Origin of the sequence: Mesorhizobium sp. M1312 (genome assembly GCF_040318115.1) — a bacterium.
In the GTDB taxonomy this organism is placed as follows: domain Bacteria; phylum Pseudomonadota; class Alphaproteobacteria; order Rhizobiales; family Rhizobiaceae; genus Mesorhizobium.
In genome coordinates, this window is sequence record NZ_JAMYLQ010000001.1 from 456,786 (window position 1) to 476,286 (window position 19,501).

17 protein-coding genes are annotated in these 19,501 nt (G+C 63.4%); 7 read left to right on the plus strand and 10 right to left on the minus strand.

Features of this window, described 5'->3' with window-relative positions; all coding sequences use genetic code 11:
• Entirely contained in the window at positions 1 to 2,454 is a 2,454-nt protein-coding gene (locus NKH36_RS02200; RefSeq protein WP_352958596.1) for a GcvT family protein, read from the minus strand.
• Complete coding sequence (locus NKH36_RS02205) at positions 2,451 to 3,335, minus strand: phosphotransferase (RefSeq protein WP_352958595.1); 885 nt, start codon at positions 3,333 to 3,335, stop codon at positions 2,451 to 2,453. The genes NKH36_RS02200 and NKH36_RS02205 overlap by 4 nt, the downstream gene beginning before the upstream one ends.
• A 436-nt stretch (positions 3,336 to 3,771) precedes the next feature.
• Between NKH36_RS02205 and NKH36_RS02210 the strand changes: the two genes are divergently transcribed.
• The 7 genes from NKH36_RS02210 to NKH36_RS02240 all read left to right on the plus strand — a co-directional run bounded on the left by NKH36_RS02210 (position 3,772) and on the right by NKH36_RS02240 (position 11,482).
• Positions 3,772 to 4,548 (plus strand): DeoR/GlpR family DNA-binding transcription regulator, encoded by a 777-nt coding sequence (locus tag NKH36_RS02210; protein WP_352958593.1) that lies wholly within the window; start codon positions 3,772 to 3,774, stop codon positions 4,546 to 4,548.
• A gap of 66 nt (positions 4,549 to 4,614) precedes the next feature.
• Complete coding sequence (locus tag NKH36_RS02215; protein ID WP_352959819.1) at positions 4,615 to 5,541, plus strand: LysR family transcriptional regulator; 927 nt, start codon at positions 4,615 to 4,617, stop codon at positions 5,539 to 5,541.
• Between the two features lie 176 nt (positions 5,542 to 5,717).
• Positions 5,718 to 6,869 (plus strand): ABC transporter substrate-binding protein, encoded by a 1,152-nt coding sequence (locus NKH36_RS02220; protein WP_352958590.1) that lies wholly within the window; start codon positions 5,718 to 5,720, stop codon positions 6,867 to 6,869.
• A 148-nt stretch (positions 6,870 to 7,017) separates the two neighbouring features.
• A complete protein-coding gene (locus tag NKH36_RS02225; RefSeq protein ID WP_352958589.1) occupies positions 7,018 to 8,016 on the plus strand; it encodes an ABC transporter ATP-binding protein in 999 nt (332 codons plus the stop codon).
• 247 nt (positions 8,017 to 8,263) lie between these two features.
• Entirely contained in the window at positions 8,264 to 9,220 is a 957-nt protein-coding gene (locus tag NKH36_RS02230; RefSeq protein ID WP_352958587.1) for an ABC transporter permease, read from the plus strand.
• Positions 9,210 to 10,025: an ABC transporter permease gene (locus NKH36_RS02235; protein ID WP_352958585.1), complete on the plus strand. Its 816-nt coding sequence runs from the start codon at positions 9,210 to 9,212 to the stop codon at positions 10,023 to 10,025. The genes NKH36_RS02230 and NKH36_RS02235 overlap by 11 nt, the downstream gene beginning before the upstream one ends.
• 29 nt (positions 10,026 to 10,054) lie before the next feature.
• On the plus strand, positions 10,055 to 11,482 hold the full coding sequence (locus NKH36_RS02240; protein ID WP_352959820.1) for a gamma-aminobutyraldehyde dehydrogenase: 1,428 nt from the start codon (positions 10,055 to 10,057) through the stop codon (positions 11,480 to 11,482).
• Positions 11,483 to 11,635: 153 nt separating this feature from the next.
• Here NKH36_RS02240 and NKH36_RS02245 read toward each other — a convergent pair whose 3' ends face one another.
• From NKH36_RS02245 to NKH36_RS02280, 8 genes are all read right to left on the minus strand, one after another.
• Positions 11,636 to 11,797, minus strand: a complete 162-nt coding sequence (locus tag NKH36_RS02245) for a hypothetical protein (RefSeq protein WP_352958583.1) — start codon at positions 11,795 to 11,797, stop codon at positions 11,636 to 11,638.
• Between the two features lie 258 nt (positions 11,798 to 12,055).
• Positions 12,056 to 12,196: a hypothetical protein gene (locus NKH36_RS02250; protein WP_352958582.1), complete on the minus strand. Its 141-nt coding sequence runs from the start codon at positions 12,194 to 12,196 to the stop codon at positions 12,056 to 12,058.
• Between the two features lie 105 nt (positions 12,197 to 12,301).
• Entirely contained in the window at positions 12,302 to 12,649 is a 348-nt protein-coding gene (locus NKH36_RS02255) for a formate dehydrogenase subunit delta (RefSeq protein WP_352958581.1), read from the minus strand.
• Positions 12,639 to 13,469 carry a formate dehydrogenase accessory sulfurtransferase FdhD gene (gene fdhD / locus NKH36_RS02260; protein WP_352958580.1) on the minus strand — a complete coding sequence of 277 codons (831 nt, stop codon included), beginning with the start codon at positions 13,467 to 13,469 and terminating at the stop codon, positions 12,639 to 12,641. The genes NKH36_RS02255 and fdhD overlap by 11 nt, the downstream gene beginning before the upstream one ends.
• 3 nt (positions 13,470 to 13,472) lie before the next feature.
• Positions 13,473 to 16,349, minus strand: a complete 2,877-nt coding sequence (gene fdhF, locus NKH36_RS02265) for a formate dehydrogenase subunit alpha (protein WP_352958579.1) — start codon at positions 16,347 to 16,349, stop codon at positions 13,473 to 13,475.
• Positions 16,350 to 16,359: 10 nt separating this feature from the next.
• Positions 16,360 to 17,919, minus strand: a complete 1,560-nt coding sequence (locus tag NKH36_RS02270) for a formate dehydrogenase beta subunit (RefSeq protein ID WP_352959821.1) — start codon at positions 17,917 to 17,919, stop codon at positions 16,360 to 16,362.
• Entirely contained in the window at positions 17,916 to 18,395 is a 480-nt protein-coding gene (locus tag NKH36_RS02275; protein WP_352958576.1) for a formate dehydrogenase subunit gamma, read from the minus strand. The genes NKH36_RS02270 and NKH36_RS02275 overlap by 4 nt, the downstream gene beginning before the upstream one ends.
• Positions 18,396 to 18,529: 134 nt before the next feature.
• Positions 18,530 to 19,429 carry a LysR family transcriptional regulator gene (locus tag NKH36_RS02280; RefSeq protein WP_352958575.1) on the minus strand — a complete coding sequence of 300 codons (900 nt, stop codon included), beginning with the start codon at positions 19,427 to 19,429 and terminating at the stop codon, positions 18,530 to 18,532.
• Positions 19,430 to 19,501 lie beyond the last annotated feature (72 nt).

Here is a 19,501-nt window from a genome sequence, read left to right on the forward strand (position 1 = left end):
CTAAACCCTGGTCTTTTCTCCCGCCGGATCGTAAAGCGGCTCGAGATGGATTTTTGCCGGCGTCCGCTCCATCGCCACCACCAGCTCGTAGTCGCCGGAGGCGAGGAAATCGTCGCTTACGCCATCGGCGTTGCGCACGTAACCATAGCCGATATTCTTGCCGACCGTGTAGCCATAGCCGCCGCTGGTCAGGTAGCCGACCGGCTCGCTGTTGCGCAGGATCGTCTCGCGCCCGAGCAGGACGATCTCGCAATCGTCGACCGTGAAGCCGGCAAAGCGTTTTTTCAGCGCGGCGCCGCTGATGCTTTCCAGAGCCCGCCTGCCGAGGAAATCCGTGTTCTTTCTGAGTTTCACCGCCCAGCCGAGACCAGCCTCCTGCGGCGTGTCGTTGGGCGTGATGTCGGAGCCCCAGGCGCGGTAGCCTTTTTCCAGCCGCAGCGATTCCAGCGCCCGGTAGCCGACCGGGCGGATGCTGTGCTCCTCGCCCGCCGCCATCAGCGCGTCGAAGATTTCGCCCGTCGCCGCGATCGGCACATGCAGCTCCCAACCGAGCTCGCCGACATAGGTGACACGCAGCGCCCGAACTGTGTGGCCGGCGATGGAGATTTCACGCACATGTCCGAACGGGAAAGCGGTGTTCGACACGTCCGCATCGGTCACCGCAGCCAGCACGTCGCGGGCGCGCGGCCCCATCAGCGACAGCGTGCCGAAATCCTCGGTGACATCGGTGAGCGTCACGTCGAGCTCCTTGCCGACATGGTCGCCGATCCACGAGAAATCATGCGTCCTAAAACTGGTGCCGGTGACGACGTAGAATCGTTCTTCGCCGAGCCGCGCCACGGTCAAGTCGGCCTCGATACCACCGCGCGTGTTGAGAAGCTGCGTGTAGGTCAGCCGGCCCACCGGCTTGGCGACATCGTTGGCGCAGATCCAGTCGAGCGCCTTCAGCGCATCCGCACCGGTCATTTCGTATTTGGCGAAGGATGACTGGTCGAAGATGCCGACGTACTCGCGCACGTGCCGGTGCTCGTCGCCGACCGGCGAAAACCAGTTCTGCCGGCCCATCGAATAGATGTCCTTCGGCTCGACGCCTTCGGGCGCAAACCAATTCGGCCGCTCCCAACCGAGTTTGGAGCCGAACACGGCGCGGTGCTTTTGCAGCCGTTCATAGAGCGGCGACACGATCCGTGGCCGGCCCGTGACATACTCCTCATGCGGGAAGCCGATCGTGTAGTGCTTGCCATAGGCTTCCAGCGTGCGGTCGCGGACCCATAGCCGGTCGCGGTGCAGGTCGGAAAAGCGTCTGATATCGACCACCCACAGATCGAGCGGCGCCTCGCCGTCGATCACCCATTGCGCCAGAACCCAGCCGGCACCGCCGCCCGCCGCGATGCCGAAGGCGTTGAAGCCGGCGCCGACGAACATGTTGGTGCATTCGGGCGCCACGCCGAGAATGAAATTGCCGTCCGGCGTGAAACTCTCCGGCCCGTTGATCATCTGCTTGACGCCGACGGTTTCGAGCGCCGGAACCCGCGCGATCGCCTGGTTCATATGCTGCTCGAAATGATCGTAATCGTCGTCGAACAGCCGGAACTCCCAGTCATCAGGGACGTCGCCGCCGGGAAGATCGGTCGTCCAGGCTTGCGGGTTCGGCTCATAGCCGCCCATCACCAGCCCGCCGACCTCCTCCTTGAAATAGATGCGGCGGTCGGGGTCGCGGATCGTCGGCGCATCGGTCGCCAACCCGTCTATTCTTTCGGTGATAATGTACTGGTGCTTGACCGGCTGCAGCGGCACGCTGATGCCGGCTAGCGCACCCACCTGCCGTGCCCATTGTCCGGCACAGTTCACCACCTTGTCGCAGGCGATATCGCCCTTGTTGGTCTTTACCCCGATGATGCGGCCATCCTGCATGTCGAAGCCGGTGACGCGCACATCCTCGAACAGTCTGGCGCCATGCATGCGCGCGCCTTTGGCCAGCGACTGCGTGATATCGGAAGGGCTTGCCTGGCCGTCGGTCGGCAGCCAGCTGGCGCCGACGAGATCGCCGGTTTCCAGCAGCGGCCACATTGTCTTGACCTCGGCCGGTGATAGCAACTGCATATCCATGCCGAAGCTTTTCGCCGTCGTCGCCAGCCTCTTGTACTCGATCCAGCGGTCGGCATTGGTGGCGAGCCTGAGGCACCCGGTCATCTTCCAGCCGGTGGCCAGCCCGGTTTCGGCTTCCAGCCCCTTGTAGAGATCGACCGAATATTTGAGCACGCGAGTGATAGAGGCCGACGAGCGCAACTGCCCGACCAGCCCCGCCGCATGCCAGGTGGAGCCCGACGTCAGCTTGCCCTGTTCCAAAAGTACGACATCGGCCTTGTGATCACGCGCCAGATGATAGGCCGTCGAACAGCCGATGATGCCGCCACCAATGACGACGATCTCGGCGTGGGCGGGCAATGTCATGATCTCTGTCCGTATTTCGTTCTGTAGTTTTCCAGCGCGGCATCGAGCCGTGTCAGGTTTTCGTCGGTATAGGCAACGTAGTCGATGCCGGGCGCGTCGAGATAAAGTTCGGAAACCATGCTCCACATCGCCTCGCGCAGCAGCGATGCGCATTGCATGGCCGCATGCGAGCGGCGGATCGCCTCGTCCGGCTCCTTCATGAAATAGGCGGTCAGGAAGGCAAACGACTCCTCGTCGCTCATGCCGGCGTTCGAGGCGACGCCGGCAAGGTCGAACATCGCTGTGTTGAAACCGGCATATTCGAAATCGATCAGCCACAGCCTGTGGCCGTCGTCGAGAATATTGGCCGGCAAAAGATCGTTATGGCCAAAGACGATCGGCAGGAGTTTCTGCGCCCGTTCGAGCTCGTCCGCAAGCGTCAGCAGCCGCGGCAACTCGCTTCGCATGCGGCTGCCGCCTTCCTCAAGCGTGCGCGCATAGTCGCGGATGACATGGAACACCCAGAACATGAAGCCGGCGCCGGAGACATGATTGGGCATCTCCCGATGGAAGCCGCGCATCAGGGCGGCGACGCGGCCAATATTGGCGCGTACGTCTTCCGCGACATAGGTCTTGGCGCCGAGAAATTCCGTCACCAAGATGCCGGGCTCGGAATAAAGAACCGCCGGCGCGAAGCCGGCGGCGTGTGCCGCACGGGTGGTCATCACCTCGCGCTCGCGAAAGACGTGATGGAACGGAAAGTCCTGGCCGAAGCGCACGACATGCCGACCGGCCGCGTCCTTGACCAGATAGTTGGCGTTGCTCAGGCCGCCCGGCAGCGGCGCGATCTCGATGCTGCCGGTCCAGCAGGGCAGGGCGCGGATGCGGTCCTCGGCGGTCACAGGTTCATCCCTCGTTGGGCGGGGTTCAAGACGCCGCGGGCGAGACAAAGATGGCGGCCGGCAGGAGGGAGCAATGCGAAGATCTCGTCGGTGCGGGATGCCAGGATCGGTATCCCGCACCGCACCGACGAGCCCCTGTGCCGGGTTCTTCGACGCCGGCATCCGCCCCCGCGGATTCGAAAAAATCTTTTTCCCTTGCGCCGGACGTTTTCCCAGACGTTCGGGCAAGCGAATTTCGGTGCGGCTCTGCCATCGTTCTCCCGTGGCAGTTCCGAAGCCTGTCACGAGCCAGTGTCACGCCATGTGATCCGGCTTGTCAACGAAAACTTGGGGCTTTTTCTGTCTTCTTGCCCGAAACCTTTAGGATTCCTTGTGAACTGTGGCCGATTTGCCTTAGAACCGGTCAGCAGCGCAACAATCCGATTGGGCGAATCCGATGATCCACTCGAAGCGGCACGGCGAGATCCTGCGTCTCTTGCAGGAGGAGGGCACCGTCACCATCGCAAGCCTGGCCGACCGGCTGGGTGTTTCGCTGGAAACCGTGCGCCGTGACGTCAAGCCGCTGACCAGTGACGGTTCGATCCTGAAGATGCATGGCGCCGTCGGCCTGCCGTCAATGGCCGGCGAGGCGCCGTTCGAGCGGCGCATGCGCGAGAATGCCGATGCCAAGCGCACCATTGCCCGCATGGTCGCCGCGACCATCCGCGACGGCGAATCGATCATGCTCGACACCGGCACCACCACCTCTTTCCTGGCCCGCGAGCTGCTCGGCCATCGGCGGTTGACGGTGGTCACCAACTCCTCCGACATCGCCCGCACGCTGGCCACCGTCAACGGCAATAAGGTCTACATGGCCGGCGGCGAATTGCGCAGCGATTCGGGCGCTGCCTTCGGCGTCTCGGCGATCGAATTCGTCAGGCGCTTTTCCGTCAACCATGCGGTGATCTCCACCGGCGCGGTCGACGCCGTCACCGGCGTCATGGACTATGATCTGGAAGAGGCGGAATTCGCCCGCATGGTGCTGTCGCGCGGCCAGCGCTCGCTCGTCATCACCGACCACACCAAGTTCGGCCGCCAGGGCCTGGTCCAGGTCTGCGGCCTCGACGGTTTTTCCGAACTCGTCACCGATCGGCCGCCGCCGCGCGCCATCGCCGCGGCGCTTGGGCAAGCGGGCGCGCGGCTCAGCATTGCCGGTGACGAAAGCGGGATCTGACCTGACCAGAGCGGTGAGCCGGAGAGATGGCTTTTCTTCCTTATCGTACCGGTGTTTAGTCCGGCGATGGCCTTCACCATTCGCCAATTGCAATTCTTCATCGCCGTCGCCGAGCAAGGCACGGTGTCGGGTGCTGCGCAGAATCTGTCCATCTCGCAATCGTCGGTCACCGAGGCGATCAAGGAGCTCGAAGGCGATCTCGGCGTCGAACTGTTCGAGCGCCATCCGCGCGGCCTCAACATCACCCACAAAGGCCATCAGTTCCTGCGCCACGCGACAAAGATCCTTGCCGACGTTTCCGATGCGCGCCGCGCCTTCTTCGGCGAGCAAGCGGCGGCTGGCGGCCGGCTGCAACTCGGCGTCACTTCGCTGGTCGCCGGCTATGTGCTGTCCGACCTTCTTGCCCGCTATCGCCGCGCCTATCCGGGCGTCGAGATCTCGGCCATCGAGGACAATGGCGATTACCTCGAGCATCTGCTGATCGGCGGCAAGCTCGACATCGCCGTCATGGTCACCTCGAACCTGCGCGACCGCACCGCCCTGCAGTCCGAAATCCTCGAAGTCTCGGCCTACCGGCTGTGGTTGCCGCTTGGCCATCCGCTGTCCGGCGCCGACGTCATCGGCATTGGCGACATCGCCTCGGAGCCGCTGATCATGCTGACCGTCGACGAGATCGAGGAGAATACCGGAAAACTGCTGGCGGCGATCGGCGCCAAGCCGCATGTCGCCTTCCGTACCCGCTCGGTCGAAGCGGTCCGCAGCCTCGTCGCTACCGGCGCCGGCGTGGCGCTGCTGCCCGACCTCGTCTACCGGCCATGGTCGCTGGAAGGCGACCGCATCGAATCGCGCGATATTTCGGGCTCCTTGCCGGTTGTCCAGGTCGGCACGGTCTGGCGGCGCGGCTCCGGCCTGCCGCAGGCCGCGCGCGACTTTATCGGGCTTGCCCAGTCGCAGCGCATGGTCCGTCAGCGGCCGGAGAAGATTGGCCGTTAATCTATCGGAAAAACCGATATCGCCTTTCTGACAAATGAATTTGCGAAACCGGAAATTTCACAGCACCTTGCAGGGGACCAAAGCCGCCGCGAGAGTGCGGCCCCTTAGAGTCGCGCATGATCCTTTCCGAAAACCGAAACGGTTTCGGGGTCATGCGCAAAAATGGGAGATCGACGATGAACTCATTCCTGAAGTCATGCACTGCATTGACGGTTGCGCTGGCCTTCTCCGGCCAGGCCATCGCCCAGGTTACGGAGCTCGGCAAGGGCGAAGGCGAGGTCAACATTGTCGCCTGGCCCGGCTACTTCGAGCGCGGCGAAACCGACAAGAGCTATGACTGGGTCACGTCCTTCGAGAAGGACACAGGCTGCAAGGTCAACATCAAGACCGCCAACACTTCCGACGAGATGGTCGCGCTGATGAACGAGGGCGGCTTCGACCTCGTTACCGCCTCGGGCGACGCTTCGCTGCGCCTCGTCGCCGGCAAGCGGGTCCAGCCGATCAACACCGATCTCATCCCGAGCTGGAACACCGTCGACGACCGGCTCAAGGATGCGCCGTGGTTCACGGTTGGCGGCGTCCACTACGGCGTCCCCTACCAGTGGGGGCCGAATGTGCTGATGTACAACACCGAGGTGTTCAAGGAAGCGCCGAAGAGCTGGAACGTCGTCTTCGAGGAGATGACCTTGCCTGACGGCAAGTCGAATAAGGGCCGCGTCCAGGCCTATGACGGGCCGATTCACATCGCCGACGCCGCCAACTATCTGATGTTCCACAAGCCTGAGCTCGGCATCAAGGATCCCTACGAGCTGACCGAAGACCAGTACAAGGCCGCCCTTGATCTGCTGCGCGTCCAGCGCACGCTGGTCGGACGCTACTGGCATGACGCTGCCATCCAGGTCGATGACTTCCAGAACGAAGGCGTCGTTGCCTCCGGTTCATGGCCCTATCAGGTCAACACGCTGATTGCTGCCAAGAAGCCGGTCGCTTCGACCATTCCCCAGGAAGGCGTCACCGGCTGGGCCGACACGACCATGCTGGCGGCCGACGCAGCCCACCCGAACTGCGCCTATATGTGGATGGAGCACTCGCTATCGCCGAAGGTGCAGGGCGATGTCTCCGCCTGGTTCGGCTCGCTGCCGGTGGTGCCCGCTGCCTGCAAGGGCAACGAACTGCTCGGCGACGAAGGCTGCAAGACCAACGGCTACGAGAATTTCGAAAAGATCAAGTTCTGGAAGACGCCGGTGTCGAAGTGCGCCACCCAGGACCAGTGCGTGCCTTACTATCGCTGGGTGTCGGACTATATCGGCGTCATCGGCGGACGGTGAGTTCGTCTCGCATTTGTTGGCAAGTTGGCGCTGCCCCTCGCCCTTACCCTCTCTCGGTGAAAAACGGGGAGAGGGGGATCGCGAGCGTTGCGGCTAGCCCCAAGAGGGGCAGCGCTGTCGCCTGAATTTGATCAGCCTGGGACAGCCCATGACATCAGCCGTTTCGTTCGCCAGAGTCTCGCGCCATTTCGGCAGCGTGCGCGCTGTCGATATGGTCGATCTCGACATCGTGCCGGGCGAGTTCTTCGCCATGCTCGGACCTTCAGGTTCCGGCAAGACGACCTGCCTGCGCCTGATCGCCGGCTTCGAGCAGCCGACATCGGGCTCGATCTCCATCTTCGGCGAACGCGCCGAAGGCGTCCCGCCCTATCGCCGCAACGTCAACACCGTCTTTCAGGACTACGCGCTGTTCCCGCATCTGAACGTGCTCGACAATGTCGCCTATGGGCTCATGGTCAGGGGCGTCGGCAAGCCCGAGCGGCAAAAGGCGGCGGAGGAGGCACTGTCGCTGGTGCGGCTTCCCGGCTACGGCGCTCGCCGCCCGAGCCAGCTTTCCGGCGGCCAGCGCCAGCGCGTCGCGCTCGCCCGTGCGCTGGTCAACCAGCCCAAGGTGCTTCTGCTCGACGAGCCGCTTGGCGCGCTCGACCTGAAGCTACGCGAAAACATGCAGGAAGAGCTGAAGTCGCTGCAGAAGGCGCTCGGCATCACTTTTGTCTTCGTCACCCACGACCAGGGCGAGGCGCTGTCGATGGCCGACCGCGTTGCCGTCTTCAACGACGGCAAGATCATGCAGATCGGCACGCCGGAGGATATTTACCAGCGGCCGAAGACCCGCTTCGTCGCCGATTTCGTCGGCTCGTCCAATGTGCTGCCGCCTGAATTCGTCCAGCGTTATTCCGGCCAGCATCGATGGGGCAGCCTGCGCCCTGAATCCATCCGCATCGGCCGGGCGGCCAAGGGCGACGGCGTTGCCGCTCGCCTTGTCTCGGCCAATTATCTCGGCGCCACGACAAGACTGGCGCTCGACGCCGACGGGCTGAGGCTGCACGCTACCGTGCCGGCCGGTGCCACCTTGCCGAAGGAGGGTGAGACGGTCGTTCTCACCTTCAACCGCGAACATTTGCATCTGATGGACGAGCTGGGATGACAGTGACCATGACATCCAGCGTATCGGGCGTCGGCGATCCTTCGCACCCCCCTCTGTCCTGCCGGACATCTCCCCCGCAAGGGGGGAGATCGGCAGTTCCGGCGTCCCGCTTACTGTTCGATGTTGGCGATAGGCGAAAGCCTTCGCAACAGCCAATCTCCCCCCTTGCGGGGGAGATGTCCGGCAGGACAGAGGGGGGTGGGACGGAACTCGATTTCCCCCGTTTCGGCGACGATCGGACCGTGCCATGACTGCGGCAACACAGATCGCCCGAGCCCTCCTTCCCCGCGCCGGCGGCCTGCAGGGCGCTCTGTCCGATCTCTTCTGGCGCAAGCCCAAGCTCCTACTGCTGCTGATGCTGCTGCCGCCGGTGCTGTGGCTCGGCATTGTCTATATCGGCTCGCTGTTCGCGCTGCTGCTTCAGAGCTTTTTCTCCATCGACGAATTCTCCGGCCTCATCAACCGGCAGTTTACGCTGAAGACCTATGGCGACCTGCTGCAGGCCGCCAATCTCGACATCATCCTGCGCACGGTGACGATGGCAGCCCTGGTCACGCTCGCCTCGGCGATCATCGCCTTCCCCATCGCCTATTACGCGGCGCGCTATGCGCGCGGCCGCTGGAAGGCGCTGTTCTATCTCGGCATCATGCTGCCGCTGTGGTCGAGCTATCTGGTCAAGATCTACGCCTGGAAGCTCATCCTCGCCAAGGAAGGCATCCTGACCTGGCTGCTCGCCAAGCTGCAGCTTCTATGGCTGCTCGATGGCTGGCTGTCGCTGCCGATCGTCGGCGGCAATTCTCTGTCGGTGTCACCAACCGGCACCTTCATCGTCTTCGTCTATGTCTGGCTGCCTTTCATGATCCTGCCGGTGCAGGCGGCACTCGAGCGCGTGCCCGGCAATCTGGTGGAGGCCTCGTCGGACCTTGGCGCCTCGCCCGGCCAGACCTTCCGCAATGTGCTGTTCCCGCTGGCGCTGCCGGGCATCGTCGCCGGCTCGATCTTTACCTTCTCGCTGACGCTCGGCGATTACATCATCCCGCAGATCATCGGCACCTCGCGGCTGTTCATCGGCCAGGCCGTCTATTCGCAGCAAGGCACCGCCGGCAACATTCCGCTCGCCGCCGCTTTTACGGTGGTTCCCGTCGTCATCATGGGCTTCTATCTCTGGGGCGCCAAGCGCATGGGGGCCTTCGATGCGCTCTGATGGCTCACCATCCGCCCCTCTCGGTCTGAAGATCACCGCCACCGCCGGCCTGCTGTTCCTGCATTTGCCGATCTTGCTGATCTTCATCTATGCCTTCACGACCGAGGAAAGGAGCTTCGTCTGGCCGCCGCCGGGGCTGACGACGCAGTGGTTCGCCGTCACCTGGAGCCGCCCGGACGTGTGGGAAGCGCTGTCGCTGTCGGTCAGGGTCGCTGCGATCTCGACCGTCGTCGCCCTGGTCCTCGGCACGCTCTGCGCGGCAGCTGTGTCGCGAACACGGTTCTTTGGCCGCGAAACCATCTCGCTGCTGGTCATCCTGCCGATAGCGCTGCCCGGCATCATCACCGGCATCGCGCTGCGTTCGGCGTTTTCGCTGGCCGAGATTCCGTTCTCGTTCTGGACGATCGTGCTTGGCCACGCCACCTTCTGCGTCGTCGTCGTTTACAACAACGCCGTCGCCCGCTTTCGCCGCACTTCCGGCTCGATGATCGAGGCATCGATGGATCTCGGTGCCGACGGCTTCCAGACGTTTCGCTATGTCGTGCTGCCCAACATCGCCACCGCTCTGCTCGCCGGCGGCATGCTCGCCTTTGCCCTGTCGTTCGACGAGGTCATCGTCACCACCTTCACCGCCGGCCAGCAGCAGACGCTGCCGATCTGGATGCTGGAGGAACTGATCCGTCCGCGTCAGCGCCCGGTCACCAATGTTGTGGCCATGGTCGTCGTGCTGGTGACGCTGCTGCCCATCCTTCTTGCCTACTACCTGACCCGCGACGGCGACCAAATCGCCGGTTCGGGCAAATGACGTCAAGAATCCATAAGGGAGAAACTTCCATGGACACAAAGATGCTGATCGGCTCGAAATTCGAGAAGGGCACCGAAACCGAGGAGCCAATCCTCAATCCGAAGACCGGGGCGACCATCCTCAACCTGCCTGAAGCCAGCCAGGCGCAGATCGAGGCAGCGGTGCTGGCGGCCGAAAAGGCCTTCGTCACCTGGTCGCGCACCACGCCGGCGCAGCGCTCCGGTTATCTCCTGAAAATCGCCGATCGCATCGAGGCCGCGGCACAAGATTTCGCCGCCCTCGAGGCGCTCAATTGCGGCAAGCCGATCAATGCCGTGCTCAACGACGAAATCCCGGCGATCGTCGACTGCTACCGCTTCTTTGCCGGCGCTGTCCGCTCGATGCCCGGCCAGGTCGCCGGTGAATACATTCCCGGCCACACTTCGATGGTCCGCCGCGACGCCATCGGCGTCGTCGCCTCGATTGCGCCGTGGAATTATCCGCTGATGATGATGGCCTGGAAGCTGGCGCCGGCGATTGCCGGCGGCAACACCGTCGTCTTCAAGCCGTCGGAGCAGACGCCGCTGACCGCGCTAAAGCTGGCCAAGATTCTCGCCGAAATCCTGCCGGAAGGCGTCGTCAATGTCGTGCTCGGCCGCGGCGACAGCGTCGGCAACACGCTGATCAACCACCCGAAAGTCAACATGATCTCGATCACCGGCGACGTCGCCACCGGCAAGAAGGTGCTGCAAGCCGCCGCCAAATCGGTCAAGCGCACGCATCTCGAACTCGGCGGCAAGGCCCCGGTCATCGTCTTCGACAATGCCGACCTCGGTGCGGTGATCAATGGCCTGCGCGCCTTCGGCTATTACAACGCCGGCCAGGACTGCACCGCCGCCTGCCGAATCTATGCCGGCAAGAAGATCTACGACAAGCTCGTCGCCGATCTTTCCTCCGCCGTCTCGACCATCAAATACAACCGCCCCGACGACACCGAGAACGAGATCGGGCCGTTGATCTCACGCCGCCAGCGCGACCGCGTCTCGAGCTTCGTCGAACGCGCCTCGGAGCTGAAGCACATCGAGATCACCACCGGCGGCAAGCCGGGCGAGGGCTCCGGCTTCTTCTACCAGCCGACCGTCGTCGCCGGTGCTCTGCAGGAAGACGAGATCGTACGCCGCGAAGTGTTCGGCCCGGTCGTCTCCGTCACTCGTTTTTCCGAGGTCGACGAGGCGGTGAACTGGGCCAACGACAGCGACTACGGCTTGGCGTCGTCGGTATGGACGAAAGACATTTCGCGCGCCATGGCGACAGCAGCCCGGCTGCAATATGGCTGCACCTGGATCAACACCCACTTCATGCTGACCAACGAGATGCCGCATGGCGGGCTGAAACAGTCCGGCTACGGCAAGGACATGTCGCTTTATGCACTGGAGGATTATACCGCTGTCCGCCATGTGATGGTGGCGCACGGGTAGCGCCTTTCCTTCCCCCCGTTGACGGCGAGAAGGTGGCCCGAAGGGCCGGATGAGGGCAGCACAAGTCTTGCTCAGCTGGCCCCCCTCATCTGCCTGCCGGTTCATCTCCCCGTAACGGGGAGATGAACGCTACTCCACGATGCGATAAATGTTCTACAGGCTGGTGCCCGACACGACATAGGGCCATCTCCTTGCCCCATTTGGCGTGCGCGTCGATCTTGCCGATTTGGCGAAGAACTCTTCCAGCTGGGCAAGGCTTTCGATCTGGTGACGTGACTCGACCGTTGCCTCCCGTGCACCGATCGAGCCGGTCATGATCTGGAACTCCAGGTCGGCGATTCAACAAGTCGAGCACTGTCTGTTTGTGCCCGAACTTGGCGTCGATCTGCCATCTGGCGCTGAACACGGCCACCTCCTCAATCGTCCCATGCCTGCACGACGGTCTGCCGCGCAATCTGGCCGTCCTTCAGCTCCAGATCGCCGTGCAGAATACTTTCGTGCCGTCCGGATGCGCGCAGGCCTGGGTGAAAGCGAGATTGTTGCCGTCGGCAATGGTGGTGTCGACCTTGTGGGTCAGCCTTCGTCTTCCCCGTGCAGGTCGAGGTTGGAAATAAAGCTCGGCACGAAAACGAGATCGAACGATCCCTGGCTGACCACCTGATAGGCGATCCGCACGTCGCCACTTCGGGCATATCGAGTTTCGATCGGCCTCACGAGATTTGTCCGCCCGGCCCGCCGATTTCTGATCGCCCAACATAGCAGAGGCGCGTCGCTTGCGGCAGATCAAACTTTAGTGGATTGGAATATAAACGTGCGGGCCTACTTCTGCGAAGCGGCGTTCCCGGCATTCGACTCACTGCCCCCAGGGCCTTCGCCGCCTGGAACGATGCCCCCGGCATCGGCGCCGAAGCCCACTGCTTCCGGTGCAGCCGGCCGCTTGATCCTTGCCGAGGCGGCCACGACAAGCTCGTTGAAGCCTTCGCCACCATTGTCCAGTATTTCGAACAGCTGCCGCCGCATCCTTGGTTCCCAGAACTTGTTGATGTGCTCGGCGACGCCGGCAATGCCTTCCTCGCGCGGCTTGGAGTGAAAAAAGGCGGCGATCTGGTTGGCCATGCGGACCAGCTTCTCGCTGGTGCTCATGATGTGGCCTTCGTCATGCGACATGCTTGGCAACTCCGGAAACCACCCGTTCGGGGCGGGTGAAGATATCGAAATCATCGCCGCGCACCAGAGCCACCAGCGTCATGCCGGCGTCCTCGGCCGTGCGGATGGCAAGCGCGGTCGGCGCCGAGACGGCGATGATGAACGCAGCACCGATCGCCGCCGTCTTCTGCACCATCTCCACCGAAACGCGCGACGTCACGACGACGGCACCCGAGGCGCCGTCGATGCCGGCTTTGGCGAGTGCACCGGCCAGCTTGTCGAGCGCATTATGGCGGCCGACATCCTCGCGCGCCATGACGATGCCCTTGCCGTGGACGTAGAAACCCGCGGCATGGACCGCACCGGTTTCGGCGTGCAGCGGCTGCACCTTCGACAAAAGCTTGACCGAGCGGATGATATCGTCGTCCGCAAGCGTAAGTTTTGACGAACCGACCGTCTCGACCGAGCGCATCGCCTCCTCGATCGACTCGATGCCGCACAGCCCGCAGCCGACCGGTCCGGCCAGCCGCCGGCGCCGCGCCTCGAAGCGCGTATTGGCTTGGTCCTTCAGCCTGATCTGGATGTCGATGCCGGCGCCGTGATCTTCGACTTCGATCGCCTCGATTTCTTGGCGGTCGGCAATGATGCCTTCGGTCAGCGAGAAGCCGAGCGCGAAATCCTCGAAATCGGCCGGACTTGCCATCATCACCGCATGGGTGGTGCCGGCAAAGGAGAACGCCACCGGCGTCTCTTCCGGCACCATCCGGTTGGCGGCCGCAGTGCCGCCGGCGCGGTGTGCCAGCCGCGAGATCTGCGTCGTGGCTTTGCGGCGCGCGCTCAAAGATTACTCCGCTGCTTCCAAGGTCGCGATGCGACGGCTGTTGCGGGCCTGCTCGTCATAGTCCAGCTGCCATTCCGACGGTCCGTTGGACGCGCCGACCTGTACCGCCGTCACCTTGTATTCCGGACAGTTGGTCGCCCAGTCGGAGAAGTCGGTGGTGATGACGTTGGCCTGCGTGTCGGGATGGTGGAACGTCGTATAGACCACGCCAGGCGACACCTTGTCGGTGATCAGCGCGCGCAGCGTCGTCTCGCCGGAGCGGCTGGTCAGGCGGACCCAGTCGCCGTCGCGCAGGCCGCGGTTTTCGGCGTCATGCGGGTGGATCTCGAGCCGGTCCTCGCTGTGCCACATGATATTATCGGTACGCCTGGTCTGCGCGCCGACATTGTACTGCGACAGGATGCGACCCGTGGTCAGCAGCAGCGGGAAGCGCGGTCCCGTCCTCTCGTCGGTCGCGACATATTCGGTGCGGATGAACTTGCCCTTGCCGCGCACGAAGCCGCTGATATGCATGATCGGCGTGCCTTCCGGCGCCTGTTCGTTGCACGGCCACTGCACCGAGCCCATCTTGTCCAGATAGTCAAAGGAGACCTTGGCGAAGCTCGGAGTCGTCTTGGCGATCTCGTCCATGATTTCCGACGGATGCTGGTAATTCCAGTCAAGCCCCATCGTCTGTGCGAGCTTCTGCGTCACTTCCCAGTCGGCCAGCCCGTTCTTCGGCGCCATCACCTTGCGCACGCGGTTGATGCGGCGCTCGGCATTGGTGAAGGTGCCGTCCTTCTCGAGGAAGGTCGAGCCGGGCAGGAAGACATGCGCGTAGTTGGCGGTCTCGTTGAGGAAGAGGTCGTGGACGACGACACATTCCATCGCGGCAAGGCCTGCGGCGACATGCTTGGTGTCGGGATCGGACTGCAGGATATCCTCGCCTTGCACATAGAGGCCCTTGAATGAGCCGTCGACGGCGGCGTCCAGCATGTTGGGAATGCGCAGGCCGGGCTCGTCGTCGAGCTTGACGCCCCAAAGGCTCTCATAGATGTCGCGCACCGCGTCGCCGGAGACGTGGCGATAGCCGGGCAGCTCATGCGGGAACGAACCCATGTCGCAGGAGCCCTGGACATTGTTCTGGCCGCGCAGCGGATTCACGCCGACGCCCGGCCGGCCGATATTGCCGGTCGCCATGGCGAGGTTGGCGATGGCGATGACGGTCGTCGAGCCCTGGCTGTGCTCGGTCACGCCGAGGCCATAATAGATCGCGCCATTGCCGCCGGTGGCAAACAGCCGTGCGGCGCCGCGGATTTCTTCGGGATCGACATTGGCAAGCTGGCCGACCACTTCCGGGCTGTTTTCCGGCAGCGCCACGAACGATGCCCAGTCCTGGAACTCGTCCCAGTCGCAGCGCTCGCGGATGAAAGCTTCGTCGAACAGGCCTTCGGTGACGATGACATGCGCAAGCGCGGTGACCACGGCGACATTGGTGCCGGGCTTCAGCGGCAGATGGTGCTGCGCCTCGATATGCGCCGAGCGCACGATGTCGGTGCGGCGCGGGTCGAGCACGATCAGCTTGGCGCCCTTGCGCAACCGCTTCTTCATGCGCGACGCAAATACCGGATGTGCGTCGGTCGGATTGGCACCGATGATCATCACCACGTCGGTCTGCTCGATCGAATCGAAATCCTGGGTGCCGGCCGAAGTGCCGAATGTCTGGCCAAGGCCATAGCCGGTCGGCGAATGGCAGACGCGGGCGCAGGTATCGACATTGTTGTTGCGGAAACCCTGGCGGATCAGCTTCTGCACCAGATAGGTTTCCTCGTTCGTGCAGCGCGACGAGGTGATGCCGCCGATCGCGGTTCGGCCATACTGGTACTGGATGCGGCGGAACTCGTTGGCGGTATGGGTCAGCGCCTCCTCCCACGACACTTCGCGCCATGGATCGGTGATCTTTTCGCGGATCATCGGATTGAGGATACGCTCCTTGTGGGTCGAATAGCCGTAGGCAAAACGGCCCTTGACGCAACTATGACCACGGTTGGCCTTGCCGTTCTTGTAGGGCACCATGCGCACCAGCTCGTTGCCGCGCATTTCGGCCTTGAATGAGCAGCCGACGCCGCAATAGGCGCAGGTGGTGACGACCGAATGCTCCGGCTGGCCGATCTTGATCACCGACTTCTCGGAGAGCGTCGCCGTCGGGCAAGCTTGCACGCAGGCGCCACAGGACACGCATTCGCTGTCGATGAAGAGCTGATGCATGCCGGGCGACACGCGGCTTTCGAAGCCGCGGCCCTCGATGGTCAGCGCGAAAGTGCCTTGCACCTCCTCGCAGGCGCGCACGCAGCGCGAGCAGACGATGCATTTCGACGGATCATAGGTGAAGTACGGGTTGGACTCGTCCTTCGCCATCCATTTGAAGTTTTCTGCACCGTCGTTCTTCCTGAAAACGTGGTTGTCGCCCTCATAACCGTAGCGCACGTCGCGCAGGCCGACGACGCCGGCCTGCGTCTGCAACTCGCAGTCGCCGTTGGCTGCACAGGTCAGGCAGTCGAGCGGATGGTCGGAAATGTAGAGTTCCATCACGCCGCGGCGGATGTCCTTCAGCCTTCCGGTCTGGGTGTGCACGACCATGCCAGGCGCAACCGGCGTCGTGCAGGAGGACGGCGTGCCGTTGCGGCCGTCGATCTCGACCAGGCAGAGCCGGCAGGAGCCGAAGGCGTCGACCATGTCGGTGGCGCAGAGTTTTGGAATGGCGATGCCCGCCTCCATCGAGGCGCGCATGATCGAGGTGCCTTCCGGCACGGTGACGGTGAAGCCGTCCACCGTCAGCGTCACTTGCTTCTCGGAGGTCGAGGCCGGTGTGCCGTAGTCGATTTCCTGAACGAGACCCATGGCGAGACTCCTATTCTGCTGCTTCGGCGACCGGCGCCGGCTTGAAATCTTCGCGGAAGTGGTTGATTGCGCTCATCACCGGGTAGGGCGTGAAGCCACCCAGCGCGCAGAGCGAACCATACTTCATCGTGTTGCAGAGGTCGGTGACCAGCTCGATCTGCTTTTCCGGCTCGATACCCCTGGCGATCTTGTCGATCGTCTCGACGCCGCGCGTCGAGCCGATGCGGCATGGCGTGCACTTGCCGCAGCTCTCGATGGCGCAGAACTCCATGGCGAAGCGCGCCTGCTTCAGCATGTCGGCAGTGTCGTCGAACACGGTGATGCCGGCATGGCCGATCAGCCCGTCCTTGGCGGCGAAGGCTTCGTAGTCGAACGGCGTGTCGAACAGGCTGCGCGGAAAATAAGCGCCGAGCGGCCCGCCGACCTGCACTGCCTTGACCGGCCGTCCAGTCGCCGTGCCGCCGCCGATGTCGTCGACGATTTCGCCCAGCGTCATGCCGAACGCCGCCTCGAACAGGCCGCCATATCTGACATTGCCCGCGATCTGGATCGGGATGGTGCCGCGCGAGCGGCCCATGCCGAAGTCCTTGTAGAAGGCAGCACCTTTGTCCATGATGACAGGCACCGAGGCCAGCGAGATGACGTTGTTGATCACCGTCGGCTTGCCGAACAGGCCCTGGATGGCCGGCAGCGGCGGTTTTGCGCGAACGACGCCGCGCTTGCCTTCGAGGCTGTTGAGCAGCGAAGTCTCCTCGCCGCAGACATAGGCGCCGGCGCCGACGCGGATTTCCATGTCGAAAGCATTGGGCGAGCCCAGCACGCTGATACCGAGCAGGCCGGCTTTGCGGGCGACCTCGACAGCCTTTTGCATCATCGCCACCGCATGGGGGTATTCCGAGCGGATATAGACAAAGCCCTTGGTCGCGCCCGTCGCGACACCGGCGATCGCCATGCCTTCGATCAGCACAAAGGGGTCGCCCTCCATGATCATGCGGTCGGCGAAGGTGGCGCTATCGCCCTCGTCGGCATTGCAGACGATATATTTGCGGTCGGCCGTCGTATCGAGCACCGTCTTCCATTTGATGCCGGTCGGGAAACCGGCGCCGCCACGTCCGCGCAGGCCGGACTCGGTCACCTGCTTGACGATGTCGGCCGGCGCCATCGCTAACGCGTTCTGCAGGCCCTTCAGCCCGCCATGCGCCTTGTAGTGATCGAGCGACAGCGGATTGATGACGCCGCAGCGCGCGAAGGTCAGGCGCGTCTGCCTGGCCAGGAACGGGATCTTGTCGGGTGCGCCCAGCCAGCGCTTGTGATAGCCGCCGGTGAGAAAGCCGCTGTCGAACAGGCTCTTGACATCGGAAGGCTTCACCGGCCCATAGGCGACCCGGCCCTTGTCTGCTGTCGCCACCTCGACCATCGGCTCGAGGAAATAGGCGCCGCGCGAACCGTTGCGCACGATCTTGGCCTCGATGCCGCGATCGGCCAATTCCTTCTCAATCGCCTTGGCGACCTTTTCCGCACCGAGCGCCAGCGCGCCGGAATCGCCGGGAATGTAGATACGCGGGATCATGAGCGCACCTCGGCAACGATCTCGTCGAGCTTTTCGTCATCGAGCCGGCCGATCACCTCGCCGTCCAGCATTGCCGATGGCGCGCAGGCGCAAAGGCCGAGGCAATAGACCGGCTCCAGCGTCACCGAACCGTCGCGGGCCGTCTCGTGGAAGCCGATGCCCAGCAATTGCTTGAGCTTGGCGGCAATGACATCAGAGCCCATCGACTGGCAGGCTTCCGCCTGGCAGAGCTTCAGCACATGCCGCCCGGCCGGGTGGCTGCGGTAGTCGTGGTAGAAGGTGACGACACCGTGCACCTCCGCCTTGGAGATGTTTAGCGCTTCGGCGATCACCGGCAGCGCGTCCTGCGGCACATGACCGAACTCTTCCTGGATGCCGTGGAGGATCGGCAACAGCGGGCCTTCGAGGCCCTTCAGCTCCTGGACGATCATCGCCGTGCGCGACGCGATCTCGGTACCTGCAGGCTGCATTGTCATGCAGCGCCCTCCCTGGTCGTGGCAATCTTCCGCTAAGTGCTTAGGAAATCAGAAGAAACCCACCAAATCAATAAAGCTGATCCGTTGCTCGATAGAAGTCTTCTATCGATGCCGGCCATCCGGCAACCTCTAGCTCAGTGGCGGGCGCGGAAATCGTCTGCCAGCGCCATCGCCTCGTCCAGCAGCGCCGAGACCAGCGGGGTGTGCGGCTCGCGCGGCGTCGCCACCAGCCCGACGGTGTGGCTGGCATCCGGCTCGACGATCGGAATGGCCCGGATCGGCTCGGAAAAGCCGAATGTTTCCGAGAGGTTGAGCGGCATGATCGACGACCATTTGCCGGTACGGATATGGGAGAACAGCACGATCATCGAATTGGATTCGAGTGTCGGCCGCACCTGCGTGCCGGCCTCGGCCAAATGCAGGTCGATGATGCGACGGTTCTGCATGTCCGGCGTCAGCAGGCAGAGCGGCAACTGGCTGAGCTCCGCCCATGTCACTTTGTCGCGGTCGGAATAGGGGTTTCCGACCGCGGTGATCAGCTGATAGCGCTCGTCATAGAGCGGTACGCTGGTCACCCGCCCCAGCGGCTCGTTGTCGAGGTAGGTGATGCCGGCGTCGATGTCGAAATTGCCGAGCAGCGACAACACCTCGATCGAGGTGCGCGACAGCACCGAGAAGGTGACGCCGGGATGTTTTGCCCGAAAGGGTGTCGTCAGCCGCGCCACCATGGCCAGCGCCGTCGGGATCGCGGCGATGCGGATGCGCCCCGAAAGGCCGTGACGCGCCGCCCGCATCTCCTCGCGCATGGTGCGGGTATCGCCGACGATGCGGCGCGCCCACACCAGCACCTGTTCTCCCTCCGGCGTCAGCCCCTGAAAGCGCGACCCACGCAATACCAGCATCACGCCGAGCTGGCCTTCCAACTGCTTGATGCCGGCCGAAAGCGTCGGCTGGGTGACGCCGCACACCTCCGCCGCCCGGCCGAAATGCTCTTCCCTGGCCAGCGCGATGAAGAATTCCAGCTTGTCGATCATGCCATCTGTCCGGTGCGTCTAGTGCCAAGGTCGGGGAAATTGCGTTCCGCCGCAAGCTGCATGTGCATCGGC

Coding starts and splice junctions, on each gene's coding strand:
- NKH36_RS02200 (WP_352958596.1), bottom strand. CDS start 2,454: ATGACATTGCCCGCCCACGCCGAGATCGTCGTCATTGGTGGCGGCATC.
- NKH36_RS02210 (WP_352958593.1), top strand. CDS start 3,772: ATGATCCACTCGAAGCGGCACGGCGAGATCCTGCGTCTCTTGCAGGAG.
- NKH36_RS02215 (WP_352959819.1), top strand. CDS start 4,615: ATGGCCTTCACCATTCGCCAATTGCAATTCTTCATCGCCGTCGCCGAG.
- NKH36_RS02220 (WP_352958590.1), top strand. CDS start 5,718: ATGAACTCATTCCTGAAGTCATGCACTGCATTGACGGTTGCGCTGGCC.
- NKH36_RS02225 (WP_352958589.1), top strand. CDS start 7,018: ATGACATCAGCCGTTTCGTTCGCCAGAGTCTCGCGCCATTTCGGCAGC.
- NKH36_RS02230 (WP_352958587.1), top strand. CDS start 8,264: ATGACTGCGGCAACACAGATCGCCCGAGCCCTCCTTCCCCGCGCCGGC.
- NKH36_RS02235 (WP_352958585.1), top strand. CDS start 9,210: ATGCGCTCTGATGGCTCACCATCCGCCCCTCTCGGTCTGAAGATCACC.
- NKH36_RS02240 (WP_352959820.1), top strand. CDS start 10,055: ATGGACACAAAGATGCTGATCGGCTCGAAATTCGAGAAGGGCACCGAA.
- NKH36_RS02245 (WP_352958583.1), bottom strand. CDS start 11,797: ATGACCGGCTCGATCGGTGCACGGGAGGCAACGGTCGAGTCACGTCAC.
- NKH36_RS02255 (WP_352958581.1), bottom strand. CDS start 12,649: ATGTCGCATGACGAAGGCCACATCATGAGCACCAGCGAGAAGCTGGTC.
- fdhF (WP_352958579.1), bottom strand. CDS start 16,349: ATGGGTCTCGTTCAGGAAATCGACTACGGCACACCGGCCTCGACCTCC.
- NKH36_RS02270 (WP_352959821.1), bottom strand. CDS start 17,919: ATGATCCCGCGTATCTACATTCCCGGCGATTCCGGCGCGCTGGCGCTC.
- NKH36_RS02275 (WP_352958576.1), bottom strand. CDS start 18,395: ATGACAATGCAGCCTGCAGGTACCGAGATCGCGTCGCGCACGGCGATG.
- NKH36_RS02280 (WP_352958575.1), bottom strand. CDS start 19,429: ATGATCGACAAGCTGGAATTCTTCATCGCGCTGGCCAGGGAAGAGCAT.